Origin of the sequence: Embleya sp. NPDC059237 (assembly GCF_042754105.1) — a bacterium.
In the GTDB taxonomy this organism is placed as follows: domain Bacteria; phylum Actinomycetota; class Actinomycetes; order Streptomycetales; family Streptomycetaceae; genus Embleya.
The window spans coordinates 360,691-378,095 of the sequence record NZ_JBHZAE010000003.1; the positions used below are offsets into that span (position 1 = coordinate 360,691).

15 protein-coding genes are annotated in these 17,405 nt (G+C 70.3%); 10 read left to right on the plus strand and 5 right to left on the minus strand.

The genetic code is table 11. The features are described from left to right. Positions 1 to 267: 267 nt before the first annotated feature. Both ACFXKZ_RS12245 and ACFXKZ_RS12250 read right to left on the minus strand, forming a co-directional pair. Positions 268 to 918: a TetR/AcrR family transcriptional regulator gene (locus tag ACFXKZ_RS12245; protein WP_078976670.1), complete on the minus strand. Its 651-nt coding sequence runs from the start codon at positions 916 to 918 to the stop codon at positions 268 to 270. A gap of 4 nt (positions 919 to 922) precedes the next feature. After that, on the minus strand, positions 923 to 1,726 hold the full coding sequence (locus ACFXKZ_RS12250) for an SDR family oxidoreductase (protein ID WP_379999260.1): 804 nt from the start codon (positions 1,724 to 1,726) through the stop codon (positions 923 to 925). 214 nt (positions 1,727 to 1,940) lie between these two features. On the opposite strand from ACFXKZ_RS12250, the gene ACFXKZ_RS12255 reads away from it, so the two are divergent. The 5 genes from ACFXKZ_RS12255 to ACFXKZ_RS12275 all read left to right on the plus strand — a co-directional run bounded on the left by ACFXKZ_RS12255 (position 1,941) and on the right by ACFXKZ_RS12275 (position 7,924). Then, positions 1,941 to 2,699, plus strand: a complete 759-nt coding sequence (locus tag ACFXKZ_RS12255; protein ID WP_379999262.1) for an enoyl-CoA hydratase family protein — start codon at positions 1,941 to 1,943, stop codon at positions 2,697 to 2,699. A gap of 35 nt (positions 2,700 to 2,734) precedes the next feature. Then, on the plus strand, positions 2,735 to 3,604 hold the full coding sequence (locus ACFXKZ_RS12260) for a CoA transferase subunit A (RefSeq protein ID WP_379999264.1): 870 nt from the start codon (positions 2,735 to 2,737) through the stop codon (positions 3,602 to 3,604). Continuing rightward, complete coding sequence (locus tag ACFXKZ_RS12265; RefSeq protein WP_379999266.1) at positions 3,601 to 4,374, plus strand: CoA-transferase subunit beta; 774 nt, start codon at positions 3,601 to 3,603, stop codon at positions 4,372 to 4,374. The genes ACFXKZ_RS12260 and ACFXKZ_RS12265 overlap by 4 nt, the downstream gene beginning before the upstream one ends. After that, entirely contained in the window at positions 4,371 to 5,483 is a 1,113-nt protein-coding gene (locus ACFXKZ_RS12270) for an NAD(P)H-dependent flavin oxidoreductase (RefSeq protein ID WP_379999268.1), read from the plus strand. Before ACFXKZ_RS12265 ends, ACFXKZ_RS12270 begins: the two co-directional genes overlap by 4 nt. Positions 5,484 to 5,722: 239 nt before the next feature. Beyond that, on the plus strand, positions 5,723 to 7,924 hold the full coding sequence (locus tag ACFXKZ_RS12275) for an MMPL family transporter (protein ID WP_379999270.1): 2,202 nt from the start codon (positions 5,723 to 5,725) through the stop codon (positions 7,922 to 7,924). An 85-nt stretch (positions 7,925 to 8,009) separates the two neighbouring features. On the opposite strand, the gene ACFXKZ_RS12280 is transcribed toward ACFXKZ_RS12275, so the two are convergent. Next, entirely contained in the window at positions 8,010 to 9,176 is a 1,167-nt protein-coding gene (locus ACFXKZ_RS12280) for an acetyl-CoA C-acetyltransferase (protein ID WP_379999272.1), read from the minus strand. Between the two features lie 191 nt (positions 9,177 to 9,367). Here ACFXKZ_RS12280 and ACFXKZ_RS12285 point away from each other — a divergent pair, with 191 nt between their 5' ends. Next, positions 9,368 to 10,510 (plus strand): acyl-CoA dehydrogenase family protein, encoded by a 1,143-nt coding sequence (locus tag ACFXKZ_RS12285; RefSeq protein WP_379999274.1) that lies wholly within the window; start codon positions 9,368 to 9,370, stop codon positions 10,508 to 10,510. Between the two features lie 13 nt (positions 10,511 to 10,523). Further along, on the plus strand, positions 10,524 to 11,552 hold the full coding sequence (locus ACFXKZ_RS12290; RefSeq protein WP_379999276.1) for an acyl-CoA dehydrogenase family protein: 1,029 nt from the start codon (positions 10,524 to 10,526) through the stop codon (positions 11,550 to 11,552). Between the two features lie 140 nt (positions 11,553 to 11,692). Here the strand turns inward: ACFXKZ_RS12290 and ACFXKZ_RS12295 are convergent, their stop codons facing one another. Then, positions 11,693 to 12,469, minus strand: coding sequence for an enoyl-CoA hydratase/isomerase family protein (locus ACFXKZ_RS12295; protein ID WP_379999278.1), 777 nt, complete (start codon positions 12,467 to 12,469; stop codon positions 11,693 to 11,695). Between the two features lie 135 nt (positions 12,470 to 12,604). Between ACFXKZ_RS12295 and ACFXKZ_RS12300 the strand changes: the two genes are divergently transcribed. After that, positions 12,605 to 14,236 (plus strand): FadD3 family acyl-CoA ligase, encoded by a 1,632-nt coding sequence (locus ACFXKZ_RS12300; RefSeq protein ID WP_379999280.1) that lies wholly within the window; start codon positions 12,605 to 12,607, stop codon positions 14,234 to 14,236. Between the two features lie 339 nt (positions 14,237 to 14,575). Here ACFXKZ_RS12300 and ACFXKZ_RS12305 read toward each other — a convergent pair whose 3' ends face one another. After that, positions 14,576 to 15,415 carry an enoyl-CoA hydratase/isomerase family protein gene (locus tag ACFXKZ_RS12305; protein WP_379999282.1) on the minus strand — a complete coding sequence of 280 codons (840 nt, stop codon included), beginning with the start codon at positions 15,413 to 15,415 and terminating at the stop codon, positions 14,576 to 14,578. A 171-nt stretch (positions 15,416 to 15,586) separates the two neighbouring features. Here ACFXKZ_RS12305 and ACFXKZ_RS12310 point away from each other — a divergent pair, with 171 nt between their 5' ends. Both ACFXKZ_RS12310 and ACFXKZ_RS12315 read left to right on the plus strand, forming a co-directional pair. Next, positions 15,587 to 16,534, plus strand: a complete 948-nt coding sequence (locus ACFXKZ_RS12310; RefSeq protein WP_379999284.1) for a TIGR03619 family F420-dependent LLM class oxidoreductase — start codon at positions 15,587 to 15,589, stop codon at positions 16,532 to 16,534. Between the two features lie 32 nt (positions 16,535 to 16,566). Next, entirely contained in the window at positions 16,567 to 17,355 is a 789-nt protein-coding gene (locus tag ACFXKZ_RS12315; protein WP_379999286.1) for a glucose 1-dehydrogenase, read from the plus strand. The last annotated feature ends 50 nt before the right edge of the window (positions 17,356 to 17,405 follow it).

Sequence of the window (17,405 nt, forward strand, 5' to 3'; positions counted from 1 at the left end):
GTCGGGTCCGTGGGCTGTGGTTGAACCCGGTTGTCCTCAGGCGCCGGACGGGCTGGGTTTTTGCTCGGTTCGGGTCCGAGGGTTGTGGTTGAACTCGGTGGTCCTCAAGCGCTGGACGGGCTGGGTTTGGCCGGCTTGGGGTCGTGGGTTGCGGTTGGGGCTGTCGTCCTCAGGCGCCGGGGACTGGCTGGGGTTGCTTGGTCTCGGTTGTTCTCGAGCGCCGGGCGGGCCGGTGTCAGCCCGTCCGGCGGTTGAGGGTACGTGGGGTTACCGCGTGGGGGGCTTCTTTCCTGTGACGCCCATGTAGACCAGCGTGGAGAGTGCCGGGCGGACGTCCTTCATCTTGATGTTCCAGGATTCGAAGCCCTTCTGGTGGCCGGCCACCGCCGCCAGCATGGCGACCAGCGTGCCCGCCATGGCGTTGGCGTGCACCTCCTCGCCGACCTTGCCCTTGGCCTGCATGTTCTCGATCGCCTCGGTGAGCGAGCCGGTGACCGCCGTGAGGATCTTCTGGCGCACCTTGTAGAACCGCTTGTCGCCCTCGGCCGACGCGAGGTCGACGACGCGCAGGATCGGCTCGTAGTCCCGCCAGAACTCCAGGAATCCGTCGGCCAGGGCCTCGGCGGCGGCGTAGCCGCCCTTGCCCGCCCAGCTCTGGTCCTCGGCGAGGGTCTTCAGCCGCTGGCCGTCCTTGGCCATGTCGTTGGCGATCTCCAGGATCGCGCTCTCGACATCCTGGAAGTACTGGTAGAAGGTGGCGGGAGAGGTGCCTGCCATACGGGCGACGTCGATGACCTTGACGTCCCGGTACGGAGACGTGTCGAGCATCTCGCGGAGGCAGTCGAGCAGCTTTTGCCGCGTCGCCTGTCCGCGTCGCCCGGCGACGCGGCCGTCGACGGTGCGAACTTGTCCTGTCATGCCGTCAGTTTACGGGCGCATGATCCGTACCGCTGTCCGCCGCACGGAGGAAAGCGGGCATTTCCCCGCCGCCGTGCATGAGCAGTTCCGCTCCGCTGACGTACCGTGACATCGGCGACGCGAGGAACAGACATACGTCCGCCACATCGCTCGGATCGGCCATCCGTCCCAGCGGGATGGTGTCCGCGACGCGCTGTACGCCGGCCTCGTCCCCGTAGTGCAGGTGGGCCTGTTCGGTCCGGACCAGGCCCACGATCACCGAGTTGAGGCGGATCTTCGGCGCCCACTCGACCGCGAGCGAGCGGGTGAGCGAATTCATCCCGGCCTTGGCCGCGCCATAGGCCGCGGTGCCCGGCGAGGGGCGTACGCCGCTCACGCTGGAGATGTTCACGATCACCCCGCCGGTTTCCTGACGGTGCATCAAGCGGTGGGCGGCTTGGGCGAAATACAGCGGGCCGAGCAGGTTCAGCTCGATGATCGCGCGGGAGAATCGCGGCGACGCGGTGGCCGCGTCGGTCTGCGGCGCGCCGCCCGCGTTGTTCACCAGTACGTCGAGCCGGCCGAACCGTTCCTCGGTGAACGCCACCGCCGCGAACGCGGTGTCGGGGTCGCGCACGTCGGCCGGAGTGAACACCGCGCTGCGCCCGCCGACGCTCGGCAGCGTGTCCGGTGCCTGGCGCGAACACACCACCACGTCGGCGCCCGCGGCCAGGAAACGTTCGCTGATGCCCCGTCCGATGCCCTTGCCGCCACCGGTGACGAGGACGACGCGTCCGCCCATGTCGAGCGGGTCGGTGGCGGAGGTCATGGCGGCTCCCGGAGGTCTGCGGTGTCGTGGGCGCCACGCTCGGTTCGTCTGGCGTGGGTCGCTCGGGGTCAACTATGGTGGCAGAAATCTGACGATCAGTCAGATCGGGTGGTGATGTGCCTCTCACGACCGGACGGCCGCGTCGGCCGCACCCGCCGGTACCGGGCGCATGACCGGCCGATCCGACGCACGCGGCCGAATGGATCTGGTTGCCATGGCTATCCGTTACGAGGTGCGTGAGGGCATCGCCGAGGTGGTGCTCGACGCACCCCCCGTCAACGCGCTCACCGTCGCCGGCTGGTTCGAACTCGCGGACCGGCTCCGCGAGGCGAGCCGCGACCGGCAGGTCCGGGTCGTGGTGCTCCGGGCCGAGGGACGCGGCTTCAACGCCGGCGTCGACATCAAGGAGATGTCCAACACCGAGGGCTTCGACGCGCTCGTGGGGGCCAACAAGGGCTGCTACGACGCGTTCGCGGCGGTGTACGACTGCGAGGTGCCGGTGATCGCCGCCGTGCACGGATTCTGCGTCGGCGGCGGCATCGGCCTGGTCGGCAACGCGGACATCGTGATCGCCTCGCACGACGCGTTCTTCGGCCTGCCCGAGGTGGACCGCGGCGCGCTCGGCGCGGCCACCCACCTGGCCCGGCTCGTCCCGCAGCACCGCATGCGGCAGATGGTCTACACGTCGGAGAACGCCCCGGCGGCCGAACTGCACGCGTACGGCTCCATCTACAAGCTGGTCGACCGGGACAAGCTGGTCGAGACCGCGTTCGAGGTGGCCCGCACGATCGCGGCCAAGAGCCCGACCGTGATCCGCGCCGCGAAGGCGTCGCTGAACGGCATCGACCCGGTCGACGTCAAGCGCTCGTACCGCTACGAGCAGGGCTTCACGTTCGAGCTGAACCTGACCGGCGTGTCGGACGAACTGCGCGACGCCTTCACCGAGGGCCGCGAAGCGGACACCTCGAAGTGACGCGGACCTCGCATCCAAGACGGGAGCAACCATCCATGGCCGACAAGCGCATGACGCCCGATCAGGTCGTCGCACAACTCTCCGACGGAATGACCGTCGGGATCGGCGGGTGGGGGTCGCGGCGCAAGCCGATGGCCCTGGTCCGGGCGATCCTGCGATCCGACCTCAAGGACCTGACCCTCGTCTCCTACGGCGGTCCCGACGTCGGACTGCTCGCCCGCGCCGGCAAGGCGCGCAAGCTCGTCTACGCGTTCGTCTCGCTCGACTCGATCCCGCTGGAGCCCAACTTCCGGCACGTCCGGGAGAACGGCCTGGTCGAGGCGGTCGAGTACGACGAGGGCATGTTCCTCACCGGGTTGCGCGCCGCCGCGCAGCGACTGCCGTTCCTGCCCACCCGCGCGGGCCTGGGCTCGGACATCCTCACCGTCTCGCCGCACCTGAAGACGATCGAATCGCCGTACGGCGACGAGACGTTGGTCGCGATGCCGGCGCTGAACCTGGACGTCGCGCTGATCCACGCCAACGTCGCCGACGAGCGCGGCAACGCCGCGCTGACCGGCCCGGACCAGTTCATGGACGACCTGTTCTGCCTGGCGGCGGAAAAGGCGTACGTCTCGGCGGAGCGCGTGGTGCCGAGCGAGGAACTGCTCAAGGCGGCGGGCTGCGTTCACACCCTGACCGTGCACCGCTACATGACGCACGGCGTGGTCGAGGCGCCGAACGGGGCGCACTTCACCGAGTGCCCGCCGGAGTACGGCCGCGACGAGGCGTTCCAGAAGGCGTACGCGACGGCCGCCGCCGACCCCGAGGCGTGGGCCGCTTTCGAGCAGCGCTTCCTGAAGGTCGAGAGCGAAGCGGCGTATCAGGCCGCCGTCGCGGAGTTCGCGAAGGAGAACGCCAAGTGAGCACCGACACCCTGACCGAGGCGACGCGCGCCGACGTGTGCGTGGCCGCCGTTGCGGACTGCTTCCGCGGCGACGGCGAGATCATCGGCAGCCCGATGGGCACCATCCCCACCATCGGCGCCCGCCTTGCCCGCGCCACTTTCGAGCCGGACCTGATGTTGTCCAACGGCGAGTCGTACTTCTTCGAGGGCGACGCCCGACTGGGCGCCAAGCCCGACGAGTTCGCCGTGGTCGGCTGGATCCCGTACCGCCAGGTGCTCGACGTGCTCGCCTCCGGGCGCCGGCACGTGATGATGGGCCCGGTGCAGATCGACGCGCACGGCAACGCCAACATCTCCGCGATCGGCGACTGGGCCAAGCCCAAGCGTCAGGTGCTCGGCTCGCGCGGCGGACCGGGCAACACGATCAACCACACCACCAGTTACTGGATCCCCAAACACTCGGCGCGGGTGCTCACGCCGAAGGTGGACATGGTCTCCTGCGTCGGCTACGACCGGGCCGCGGCGACGGGTTCGGCGGGTCGTTTCCACGAGATCCGACGGGTCGTCACCAACCTGTGCGTGCTCGACTTCGAGACCGACGCCAAGGTCATGCGGCTGCGGTCGGTGCACCCCGGGGTGAGCGTCGACGAGGTGGTCGCGGCGACCGGCTTCGAACTGGTGGTCCCGGCCGAGGTGCCCACCTCGCGGGTGCCCTCGGACGAGGAACTGCGGATCGTGCGCGAGGTGTTGGACCCGCGCGGGATGCGCTTGCGCGAGGTGCCGGCGTGAGCGGGGCGGACGGGGTGAGCGGGACGGACGCCGGCCTGCACCCGGCGCTGCGCAACGGCTTCACCGCGAAGTTCGGCGTCGAGTATCCGATCGTGCAGACCGGCATGGGCTACGTGTCCTACCCGAGCCTGGTGGCGGCCACCGCCGAGGCGGGCGGTCTGGGCATCCTGGCCTCGGCCACGATGACCTACGAGGAGTTGGTCGCGGCGATCGCGGCGGTGAAGAAGCGCACCGCCAAGCCGTTCGCGGTCAACCTGCGCGCGGACGCGCCGGACGCGGCCGAGCGGATCGACCTGATGGGCCGCGAGGGCATCAAGGTCGCGTCGTTCGCGCAGGCGCCGAAGAAGGACCTGATCGCACGGGCGCACGACCTCGGCATGCTGGTGGTGCCCTCGATCGGGGCCAAACGGCACGCGCAGAAGGTCGCCGAGTGGGGCGTCGACGGGGTGATCGTGCAGGGCGGCGAGGGCGGCGGCCACACCGGCTCGATCCCGACCACGCTGCTCCTGCCGCAGGTCACCGACGTGCTCCGGGGCAGCGACGTCACGGTGATCGCGGCCGGCGGCTTCTTCGACGGGCGCGGCCTGGTCGCGGCGCTCGCGTACGGCGCCGACGCGATCGCGATGGGCACCCGCTTCCTGCTCACCTCGGACAGCCCCGTGGGCAACGCGGTCAAGGACGTCTACCTCGCCACGGACGTCAACGGCACGGTGGTGTCCAAAGAGGTGGACGGCGTCCCGCACCGGGTGCTGGCCACCGACTTCGTCAAGCGGCTCGAACAGCGCTCGGTGCTCGCCCGCTATCCGCGCTCGATCGCCAACGCGCTGCGGTTCCGCAAGCTCAGCGGCGCCAAACTCACCGACATGGCCCGCGAGGGCCTGGCGATGAAGAAGTCGCAGGGGTTGAGCTGGCCGCAGGTGCTGATGGCGGCCAACACGCCGATGTTGCTCAAGGCCGCGATGGTGGACGGCCGACCGGACCTGGGCGTGATGGCCTCCGGCCAGGTGGTCGGGGTCATTGAAGACCTGCCCTCGTGCGCGGAGTTGATCGACCGGATCACCGCGCAGGCGAGCGGGATCCTGTACGACCTGGAGGCCGCCCGGGTCTGACCCGACGTCGCGCAAACCCCCGCCGGCACCGCCCCTCGTGGGCGGTGCCGGCGGCATGTCCGGCCGTATTGGGCCGAGTTCGCCGGAAACGACCCCGCCCCGCCGACGCCCCTCACCGGTTTGGGGGTGGGTCTGGACCCACCCCTGCTCGGGGTCCCGGCGCAGTGTTCCGCGACCTGTCCGCCGACAGACTCGAACTGTCAGCGGGAAGCAGAGCGCATTCAAGAGGGGACCTGACAATGGCCAAGCAGCCGGCGACCGTTCGCGTCGCACGATGGAGCGCCACCCACCCGTGGCGGGCGATCACCATGTGGATCGCGTTCGTCGCCATCTGCCTGGTCGTCGGCGGCGCGGCGGGTACCGAGAAGACCACCAAGGCCGACATGCGCACCGGCCAGTCCGGCCGGGCCGACGCGATCGCCAAGCAGTACGGCCTGGACGGCGCGGCGAGCGAGAACGTGCTGATCACCGCGAAGAGCGGCGCGCTGGACCGGACCGCGGCGAACAAGATCGCGGCCGAGGTCACCACCAAGCTGAAGGCACTGCCCGAGGTCGCCGAGGTCTCCGAGCCGATCCCGGCCACGAACGGCAAGGCGCTCCTTGTGCCGCTCACCATGAAGGGTGACGCCGAGAAGGCCAAGGACCACATCGACCCGTTGCTGAAGGCGACGGCGAGCGTCCAGAAGGAACACCCCGACCTGCGGGTCGAGGAGATCGGTGACGCCTCGCTCGGCAAGGGCATCCAGGACCAGATCGCCGAGGACCTCGGCAAGGCCGAACTGTTCAGCCTGCCGATCACGTTGGTCATCCTGATGGTCGCGTTCGGCGCGATGATCGCCGCCGCGGTGCCGGTGCTGCTGGCCATCTCCGCGGTGGGTGCCTCGATCGGTCTGTACGGCCTCGCCTCCACGCTCGTGCCCGACGCGGGCACCGTGTCCAGCATCATCCTGATGATGGGCATGGCGGTCGGCGTCGACTACTCGCTCTTCTACGTCAAGCGCGAGCGTGAGGAGCGGGCCAAGGGCCGCGGCCGGATCGATGCGATCGAGATCGCCGCCGCCACCTCCGGACACGCCGTGGTGGTCTCCGCGATCGCGGTGATCGTCTCGATGGCCGGCATGTACATCGCCGACGACGCGATCTTCTCCAGCCTGGCCACCGGCGGCATCATCGTGGTCGCGGTCGCCATGGTCGGCTCGCTCACCGTGCTGCCCGCGCTGCTCGCCAAGCTGGGCAACAAGATCGACCGGCCCCGGGTACCGATCCTGTGGCGGCTGACCGCCCGCGCGGACCGCGAGCCGCGCGTGTGGAAGGCCATGCTGCGCCCGGCGCTGAACCACCCCAAGACCACTCTGCTCGTGTCGGTGATCGCCCTCGGCGCGCTGGCCCTGCCGACCTTCGACATGAAGCTGCAGAACACCTCCGACGACGACTTCCCCCGCTCGATGGCCACGATGCAGACCTACGACCGGATGACCGACGCCTACCCGAGCAAGCACAGCCCGTACAACCTGATCGCCCTCGCCCCGGCCGGCAAGGAGAAGGAGACCCGCGCCGCGCTGGACAAGGCGATCGCGCAGACCCGCACCAACCCGCTGTTCGCCAAGGACCCGGTCGAGGTGCTGGTCTCCCAGGACGGCCGCGCGTTCAAGGCCGACGTGATCGTGCCGCACATCTCCAGCTCGAAGGAAGCCAAGACGGCGCTGAGGCAACTGCGGGACACCGTGCTGCCGAATACCGTCGGCACCGTGGCGGGAGCGGAGTTCGCGGTCTCCGGCGAGACGGCGCTGAACAAGGACTTCGCCGACCACGTGCAGGACAAGCTGCCGCTGGTGATCGGCTTCGTGCTGCTGCTGACCTTCGTGATGATGTCGGTGACGTTCCGCTCGGTGGTGGTCGCGCTCACCGCGATCGCGATCAACCTGCTCTCCGCGCTGGCGTCCTTCGGCTTCCTGGTCGTGGTCTTCCAGCACACCTGGGCCGAGAAGTACCTGGACTTCCACTCCAGCGGCGCGATCATCTCCTGGCTGCCGCTGTTCCTGTTCGTGGTCCTGTTCGGCCTGTCGATGGACTACCACGTCTTCGTGGTCAGCCGGATCCGCGAGGCGGCCATGCAGGGGATGTCCACCAAGGCGGCGGTCGAGCGCGGCATCACCAGCTCGGCCGGCGTGATCACCAGCGCGGCGATCGTGATGGTCTCGGTCTTCGGGGTCTTCGGCACGCTGAGCATGCTTGACATGAAGCAGATGGGCGTCGGCCTGGCCGCCGCGGTCCTGATCGACGCGATCGTGGTCCGGATCGTGATCCTGCCCTCGCTGATGACCATCCTGGGCCGCGCCAACTGGTGGCCCAGCCGCGTCCCGCGGGTCCACGCCCACGCCCCGCAGCAGGCGACCCGGTACCCGGCGTACGAACGCCAGGGATACCAGCGCCAATTCTGAGCCGGCACCTCTCCCCAGCGAGCGCGGCCACCGTTCCCCCCGGTGGCCGCGCTCCTTTGCGTGTGCGTCGAAGCGCGCGGATGGGTCAGCCCAGGCGTTCGATGATGGTGACGTTGGCCTGGCCGCCGCCCTCGCACATGGTCTGCAGGCCGTAGCGGCCTCCGGTGCGCTCCAGGTGGTGCAGCAGAGTGGTCATCAGGCGGGCGCCTGTGGCGCCGAGCGGGTGGCCGAGGGCGATCGCGCCGCCGTTGGGGTTGACCTTCTCGTGCGGGGCCTTGATGTCCTTCATCCAGGACAGCACCACCGGCGCGAACGCCTCGTTGATCTCGACCGCGTCGATGTCGTCGATGCCCAGGCCGCATTTGGCGAAGGCGTACTCCGTGGCCGGGATCGGTGCGGACAACATCTCGATCGGGGACGCGCCGCGCACGCTCATGTGGTGGATTCGGGCACGCGGGGTGAGGCCGTAGCGCTGCAGCGCCCGCTCCGAGACGATCAGCAGCGCCGCCGCCCCGTCGGAGATCTGCGACGCGACGGCGGCGGTCATCCGGCCCCCCTCCACCAGCACCTTCAGCTCCGCCATCTTCTCCAAGGTGGTGCCCCGGCGCGGCGGCTCGTCGACCGCGACCACGGTGCCGTCCACGTCGATCGGCGCGATCTCCTTCTCGAACCACCCGTTGTCGATCGCGTGGATCGCCCGCTCGTGCGACGCGAGCGCGAAGTGCTCCATCTCCTCGCGGGAGATGTCCCACCGCTTCGCGATCAGCTCGGCGCCGTGGAACTGGTCGACGGGCTCGTCCCCGTAGCGCGCCGCCCAGCCCTTGGAGCCGGAGAACGGGTCGGTGAATCCGAGCGGCTTCGCCGAGGTCATCGCCGCGCCGATGGGGATCTGGTTCATGTTCTGCACACCGCCGGCGATCACCACGTCCTGGGAGCCGGACAGCACACCCTGCGCGGCGAAGTGGATCGCCTGCTGCGAGGAGCCGCACTGCCGGTCGATGGTGACCCCGGGCACCGCCTCGCTGTAGCCGGCGGCGAGCCACGCGGTACGGGCGATGTCGCCCGCCTGCGGGCCGATGGTGTCCACACAGCCGAAGACCACGTCCTCGACCACGTCCGGGTCGATGCCGCTGCGCTCGACCAGCGCGGTGAGCGCGTGCGCGCCCAGGTCGGCCGGATGCACCCCGGACAGGCCGCCCTTCTTGCGACCGACCGGCGTACGGACCGCGTCGACGATGTATGCCTCGGCCACTGGGGCCTCCTTTGATCCTCGTTGTTTCCGCGGCCGACCGCCTCGGTCCGCGTGTCCGATCACACGCCGCGCACGCTGTCGCCACACCGCGTACAGCAGCTAACCTGACGACCCGTCAGTTATGCTACCCGTGTCCGACCGGGTTTCGACCTGTGTGTCCTCGGTCTCACACCCGTCGAGGGAGTCGCCCAGTGGATCTCGAATTCACCGAGCAGGAGCAGGAGTTCCGCCGGGAGGCGCGCGCGTGGCTGACCGCCAACGTGCCCGCCGAGCCACTGCCGTCGATGGACACCCGCGAGGGCTTCATGGCCCACCGCGCGTGGGAGCGCAAGCTCTTCGACGCGCGCTGGGCGGTGGTGTCCTGGCCCCGGGAGTACGGCGGCCGTGAGGCGGGTCTGACCGAGTGGCTGATCTTCGAGGAGGAGTACTACCGCGCCGGCGCCCCCGGCCGGGTCAGCCAGAACGGCATCTTCCTGTTCGCCCCGACCCTCTTCGAGTTCGGCACCCGGGAGCAGCAGGACCGCTACCTGCCCGCGATGGCCGCCGGCGAGGAGATCTGGGTCCAGGGCTGGTCCGAGCCCGAGGCCGGCTCCGACCTGGCCAACGTGCGCTCGCGCGCGGAGCGGGACGAGCAGCGCGGCGGCTGGCGGCTCAGCGGCCAGAAGATCTGGAGCTCGCGCGGCACCTACGGACACCGCCTGTTCGGCCTGTTCCGCACCGATCCCCAGGCGCAGCGCCACCGCGGCCTGACCTACTTCATGGTCGACCTCGCCGCCGAGGGCGTGACGGTGCGGCCGATCCCGCAGCTGGACGGCGAGCCGGGCTTCGCCGAGGTCTTCCTGGACGACGTTTTCGTCCCCGACGCCGACGTGCTCGGTGGGGTGGACGAGGGCTGGAAGATCATGATCGCCACCACCGGCAGCGAGCGCGGCCTCAACCTGCGCAGCCCGGGCCGCTTCGTGGCCCCCGCGAACCGGCTGATCGAGCTGTACAAGCGCGACCCGCGCCCGGCCGAGCGGGACGCGGTGGTGCGGGCCTGGATGGACGCGGACGCGTACCGGCTGTTCACCTTCGGCACGGTCACCAAGCTCCAGGCGGGCGGTGCGATCGGCGCCGACTCCTCGATCAACAAGGTCTTCTGGTCCGAGATGGACGTCGAGCTGCACGCGACCGCGCTGCGCCTGCTCGGCGAGGCGGGCGAGCTGGACGACGGCGACGGCGGCTGGCTGGACGGCTTCCTGTTCGCGCTCGGCGGGCCGATCTACGCCGGCACCAACGAGATCCAGCGCAACACGATCGCCGAGCGCATCCTCGGCCTGCCCCGAGCGAAGTAGAAGGGTCCCGACGATGCGCCTCGCATACACCGAAGACCAGGAACTGTTCCGCGACACGGTCCGCGACTTCCTCGCCGACCGGTGCACCACGGCGGACGTGCGCGCCGCGTGGGCCGCCGACACCGCGATCTCCGCGCGCTGGGTCGAACTCGCCAAGGTCGGCGTGACCGGCATCGTGGTCCCGGAGGAGCACGACGGCCTGGGCATGGGCGACGAGGAACTGGCCGCCGTGCTGGTCGAGGCCGGCCGGGCCGCACTGCCCGAACCGCTGCTGGAATCCGCGGTCGCGGCCGGCCTGCTGGCCGAGTTCGCGCCCGACGCCGGGTGGTTGGCCGAGATCGCGGCCGGTCGGGCGGCGGCCTCCGTGCTGCTGCCGGGACAGCGCTTCGCGGTCGAGGCGGCGGCTGCCGACGTCCTGGTGATCGGCCTGGCCGACGGCGACCTGCACGTGGCGACGCCGGCCGACTGCGTGCTGACCGCGCAGCGCTCGGTCGATCGCAGCCGCAAGCTGTTCACGGTCGACTTCGTGCCCACCGCGCGCACCCTGGTGGCCTCGGGCACACAGCGCGCGCTGGCCCGGGCGGCGGACCGGGGCGCGCTCGGCGCCGCGGCGCAACTGCTCGGCCTGACCCGGCGGATGCTGGACACCACCGTCGAGTACGCCAAGCAGCGGGTCCAGCGCGGTGTGCCGATCGGCTCGCACCAGTCGGTCCAGCACCACCTGGCCAACGTGCTGATCAAGCTGGAGTTCGCCCGCCCGGTGGTGCTGCGCGCCGCCTACTCGCTGGCCCGCGACCTGCCCTCGGCGGGCCGCGACGTGTCGATGGCGAAGATCTACGCGGGCGAGGCGGCCGACCTCGCGGCCCGCAACTGCCTCCAGGTGCACGGCGCGATCGGCTACACCGACGAACACGACCTGCAACTGTTCATGAAGCGCGCCTGGGCACTGGGCACCGCGTGGGGCGACGCGGGCGTACATCGCGACCGGATCGCGGCGGACCTGCTCGGCGACGCGCCGGCCCCGCCCACACCCGCGTTCTGACCTACCCCGTTGGACTGACGACGCATCAGGCGGCCGTCGTCACGCGCGAACGCCCCCGGTTCCCTGGCGAATCGGGGGCATTCGTGTGCTCGGGGGCGCCGGCACCCCCGAGCGCCGCCTGAGCGCACCCGGGGACCGCCTCAGCGCACCCGGAACTCCTTGCTGCGGCCCTGGAACAGGCCCGCCTGCTCGGACCAGTCCAGGTTGCCCAGTTCGATCAGGTGCGGGGCCATGGTCAGGGCCTGGGCGCGGGTGAGGTCGCGGGCCGCCCAGATCGCGCGGATCGAGCCCTGGACGCCGTGTGGGGGATAGGACGCGATGGTCTCGGCGGCCCAGCGGGCGGTGTCGAGCAGGTCCGCGGCGGGGACCACCTGCGAGACCAGGCCCGTCTCGTACGCCCGCTGGGCGCTCATCCGCTCGGCGTTGCCGAGGAGGGTCAGCCGCATGACCTCGCCGAGCGGCATGCGCTGCGCCAGGTGCATCGACTCGAACCCGGAGACCATGCCGTAGGTGGTGTGCGGGTCGAAGAACGTCGCCCCCTCCGCCGCGATCGCGAACTCGCACTCGCCCAGCAGGTAGAACGCGCCGCCGCAGGCCATCCCATTGACCGCGACGATCACCGGCTTCCACAGGTCGGAGAACTTCGGGCCGACCCGGAGCATCGGGTCGTCCATCATGTACGGCGACGACGGCTGCGGGATGTCCACGCCGCGGTCGATGCCCGTACAGAACGCCTTCTCGCCCGCGCCGGTGAGCACCACGCAGCGCACGTCGTCGTCGTGCCGCAGGTCCCGCCACAACGTGTGCAACTCGTCGATCATGGTGATGTCGAACGCGTTGTGCCGGTCGGGGCGGTTCAACGTCACCCACGCGACGCCGTTCTCCTGCTCGTAGCCCAGCGTCTCGAACTTGCGCATAGCTCAGCCCTCAATCATCGGTCGCCACCGCTTCGCGGTGGTGTGCGTCTCGATCGCCGCGATGCCGCTTCCCTCGCCGCCATGATCTGACGTACCGTCAGGTTCAATCAACCTCTGGCCTCTCCGGGAGCGATCATGCAAGGGGACCTCGAGTGGGGCAGCATTCCTGCTCTCGTCGACAGTGCGGCGGACCGCTTCGGTGACCGTGAGGCCGTGGTGGACGGCAATGTACGGGTCACCTATACCGAACTGCGGGACCGCGTCCGGCGCGCCGCGGCCGCCGCCATCGCGGCCGGCGTCGGCAAGGGCGACCGGGTCGGCGTGTGGGCGCCGAACTCGCTGGACTGGATGGTGGCCGCGCTCGGCGCGCTCACCGCCGGCGGCGTCGTGGTGCCGATGAACACCCGGTACAAGGGCGCCGAGGCCAAGTACGTGCTGGCCAAGACGCACGCCAGGCTGCTGTTCGTCTCGGGCACCTTCCTCGGCGCGTCCTATGTCGGGATGTTGCGCCAGGCGGCGGGCGGCGCCGCCGAGGGCCGACCGTTCGCGGAGCTGCCGGACCTGGGCCGGGTGGTCGTACTCGCGGACACCGCGCCGGACGACTGCGTGTCCTGGGCCGACTTCCTGGCCGGCGGCGACCGAATCACCGCATCCGAGGTGGACGCCCGCAAGGCGAGCGTGGCCCCGGACGACACCGGCGACATCATCTTCACCTCCGGCACCACCGGTGCGCCCAAGGGTGTGATGACCACGCAGGCCCAGACGTTGCGGGTGTTCGATACCTGGGCGTCGGTGGTCGGGGTCACCGAGGGCGACCGGTATCTCGTGGTCAGCCCCTTCTTCCATACCTTCGGGTACAAGGCCGGGATCATCGCGAGCCTGATCAAGGGCGCCACGCTGATCCCGCAGGCGGTCTTCGACGCGGATGCCACGATGGCGCTGATCCAGCAGGAGAAGGTCACCGTGTTGCCGGGCGCGCCGACCATCTACACCTCGCTGCTGGACGCGGTGGCGCGGGAGGGGGCGACCGGCTACGACCTGTCCTCGCTGCGGCTCGCGGTCACCGGGGCGGCGGCAGTGCCGTTGTCTCTGGTCACCCGGATGGCCGAGGAGCTGGGCTTCGACTCGGTGCTCACCGCGTACGGACTGACCGAGTCGTGCGGCACCGCCACGATGTGCCGCCAGGGCGACTCCGCCGAGACCATCTCGTCCACCTCGGGCCGGGCCATCCCGGGCGTCGAGGTGATCACCGTGGACGCGGACGGCAAGCCCACGGCGGTCGGCGAGTCGGGTGAGGTGTGGGTGCGCGGATACAACGTGATGACGGGCTACTTCGAGGACGTCGAGGAGACCGCGAAGGCGGTGGACGCGGACGGCTGGCTGCACACCGGCGACGTGGGTGTCCTGGACGAGCAGGGCAACCTGCGGATCACCGACCGGATCAAGGACATGTTCATCGTCGGCGGGTTCAACGCCTACCCGGCGGAGATCGAGTCGGTCCTGGCGGGGCACCCGGCGATCTCGGAGGCCGCGGTGGTCGGCGTCCCGGACGCGCGCATGGGCGAGGTCGGCAAGGCGTACCTGCTGCTGCGCCCCGGCGCCGAGGTCACCGCCGACGAGATCATCACGTTCTGCCGCCGGGAGATGGCCAACTACAAGGTGCCGCGCACGGTCGAATTCGTCACCGAACTTCCCCGCAACCCGGGCGGCAAGGTTCTGAAGTTCGAACTGCGGGCCAGGGCGGCCGAAGAGGCGACCCGCCGCTGAACCCCCCGCGCCGCCAGGCCGCCGAGCCGCCGGTCCTTCGGGCCGCGCGGCCGGCGGCGCAACGACAAGACGCCCGTGTCGACCGAGGTCGAGCACGAGCGTCACGCAGAAAAAACCTACGAGGTGGGCTCCCTGCGTCGGCATTGTCCGAACAGGTGCTAGGGGTCGCCTTCCGGTCCATTCGACTTTCGGGCCTCTCAGCCTGACCATCCGTCCTCGGCCAACCGCTCCGAAGGCGCTGTTCGGTCAAGCTCCCTCGCTCGCCCCGTAGGCTTCTTTTAGGATACTTCGGTTCAAAGCGGACAACAAGAGGTTTCCCGAACGGATCGTCGCAGGCTCCTATTTCCCCTCGAACTGCGCCGGCCGGCGGGCGGCCTTGGCCGCGTAGCCCGCCACCGAGTCGTCCGATACCAGGGTCAGTGCCGCCGACATCGCGGTCAGGCCCAGGGCCGCGTCCAGGTTGGCGTCGGCGAAGGTGTCGATGCTGCGTTTGATGCCCTGTACCGCCAGGGGTGCGTTGGCCGCGATCTCCTCCGCCACGGCCCGTGCGGCCCGGTCCAGGTCTGCCGTCGGTACCACCTCCTGGACCAGGTTCAACCGCGCGGCCAGCGCCGCGTCGATCCGTCGCCCGGTCAGCGACAGCAGCTTGGCCCACCCGGCGCCGGCCTCGCGGGCGATGCGGATGTCGCCGCCGGCGTCCACTGCGACCCCGATCTGCGCCTCGGGCAGCGCGAACCGTGCGTCGTCCGCCGCGATCCGAATGTCCGCCATCAGCGCCAACTCGAACCCGAAGCCCAGGCAGTAGCCCTGGACGGCGGCCACCACCGGCTGCGGCAGGCGCGCGAAGGCGCGAAACCGCTCGTGTACCCAGCGCAGACCCTCGTAGTAGTTGCGCGTGCGCTCCGCCCCCGAGCGCCCGGTGATCGCACCGCCGGGCGCGGTCACGTCGATGCCCGCGCAGAACGCCCGCCCCTCGGCCCGCAGCAGCACCACCCGGATCCGCTCGTCGAAGCGGATCCGGTCGGCCATGATGCCCAACTGCCGGGTCGCCTCCCAGCTCCACGCGTTCAACTTCTCCGGCCGGCACAGGGTCAACGACGCGATGCCCGTGCCCTCGTCGACCTCCAGGCGCATGCGCTCCTCGGCCGCGTCGATGCTCGGGTCGGTGGTGTTGATCACGGTCCGGTTCCTCCTGGAGCGGTCTTTCGGCCTTGTCTGACGACCCGTTAGATCGGAGTATGTGACACGCGTTCGGCACAGTCCATCGATGTCCGTCGATCTCGCCCGACCTCTTTCCCCGAGCCCCCACTCGACCCACTCGACTCCTCTCGCACCTTCGGAGGCACTCCCATGGCCGCGATCCTGCCCCCGGGCACCCTGCACGTCGGCATGCAGCTGCCCATCCAGTCGCAGAGCCGGCTGTACGCGGAAGCCTGGGAGGACGGCGCCGGCCCCGACGAACTCGCCGCGCTCGCCCGGGCCTGCGACCGGGCCGGCTTCGCCTACATCGCGGTCTGCGACCACACCGCGATCCCGCGCAGCCACGCCGGCGCGATGGGCACCGAGTGGTGGGACACGATGACCACGCTCGGCTGGCTGGCCGGCGTCACCGAGCGGATCCGGCTGATCTCTCACGTGTCGGTGCTCGCCTACCGGCACCCGATGATGTCCGCCAAGGCGTTCGCCACGCTGGACCGGATCTCGAAGGGCCGCGCCATCGTCGGCGCCGGCGCGGGCCACGTCGAGGCCGAGTTCGAGATGCTCGGGGTCGACTTCAAGACCCGGGGCAAGGCGCTGAACGAGGCACTGGAACTGCTCGACCTGGCGCTGCGCGAGGAATACGTGACCTTCGCGGGGCAGCACTGGCGGGTGGACGACATGGGCGCCCGGCCGCGTCCGGTGCAGACCCCCCGTCCGCCGATCTGGATCGGCGGCTCGGCGGGCGCCGCGCTCAAGCGGGTGGCCAAGTACGGCGACGGCTGGCTGCCGCAGGGCAGCCCGCGCGGGACCTACCCGGCGCAGCTGGCCGAACTGCGGCGCTACCGCGAGGAGTTCGGCCGCGCGGACGAGCGCCTGGACATCGGCGCGATCACCGAGATGATCTACGTCGGCGAGGCCGGGTGGGACGTCGGCGCACACACCCTCACCGGTGGCGCGGACAAGATCGCCGAGTCGCTGCGCTGGTACGGCGAGCAGGGCGCGAACCAGATCCAGGTCCGCTTCCGCAGCCGGGACCTGGCCGAACTGCTCGACCAGATCGCTCGGTTCGCCGCCGAGGTGGCTCCGCACCTGTCCTGACGCACCATCCCCCTTCTCCGAAAGGTCTTCGCATGGGCAAGCTGGACGGCAGGGTGGTCCTGATCACCGGCGCGGCACGCGGACAGGGCGTTGCGGAGGCCCGCCTGTTCGCGGCCGAGGGCGCGCGGGTGGTCCTCGGCGACATCCTGGACGAGGCGGGCGAGGCGGCGGCGAAGGAGATCGGCGACGCGGCGCGCTACGTGCACCTGGACGTGTCGAACGAGGACGACTGGCGGCGGGCGGTGGAGGGCGCCGTCACCGCGTTCGGCCGGCTCGACGGACTGGTCAACAACGCCGGGATCCTGGCCTTCGAGCCGATCGAGGAGATGTCCCGGGAGGCATATCTGCGGATTGTCGAGGTGAACCAACTCGGCACGTTCCTGGGCATGAAGGCGGCGCTGCCCGCGATGCGCGCGGCCGGCGGCCCGGGCACGATCGTGAACATCGCCTCCTACGCGGGCCTGGCCGGCATGGAGGGCTTGGTCGCGTACGCCTCGACCAAGGGCGCGGTCCTGGCGATGACCCGGGTGGCTGCCCTGGAGGCCGCCCCGCACATCCGGGTCAACGCGATCTGCCCGGGCGGCGTCCGGACCCCGATGACCAATCCGGGGGACATCGAGGGCCTGCCCACCCGCCCGCCCGCGCCGGGCGAGCCGGACCCGGTGAGCGAGGTCTTCGGCGGCATACCTCTGGCCCGCATCGGCGAACCCGACGAGATCGCCGCCGCGGCGCTGTACCTCACCGGTCCCGACAGTTCCTATACGACCGGCACCCACATCGTCGTCGACGGCGGCTGGATGGCCGGCGTGAAGCTCTTCTGACGCCGATTTCGGAGCTTCGGGATATGCCGCTGCGGCATATCTCGGGTGAG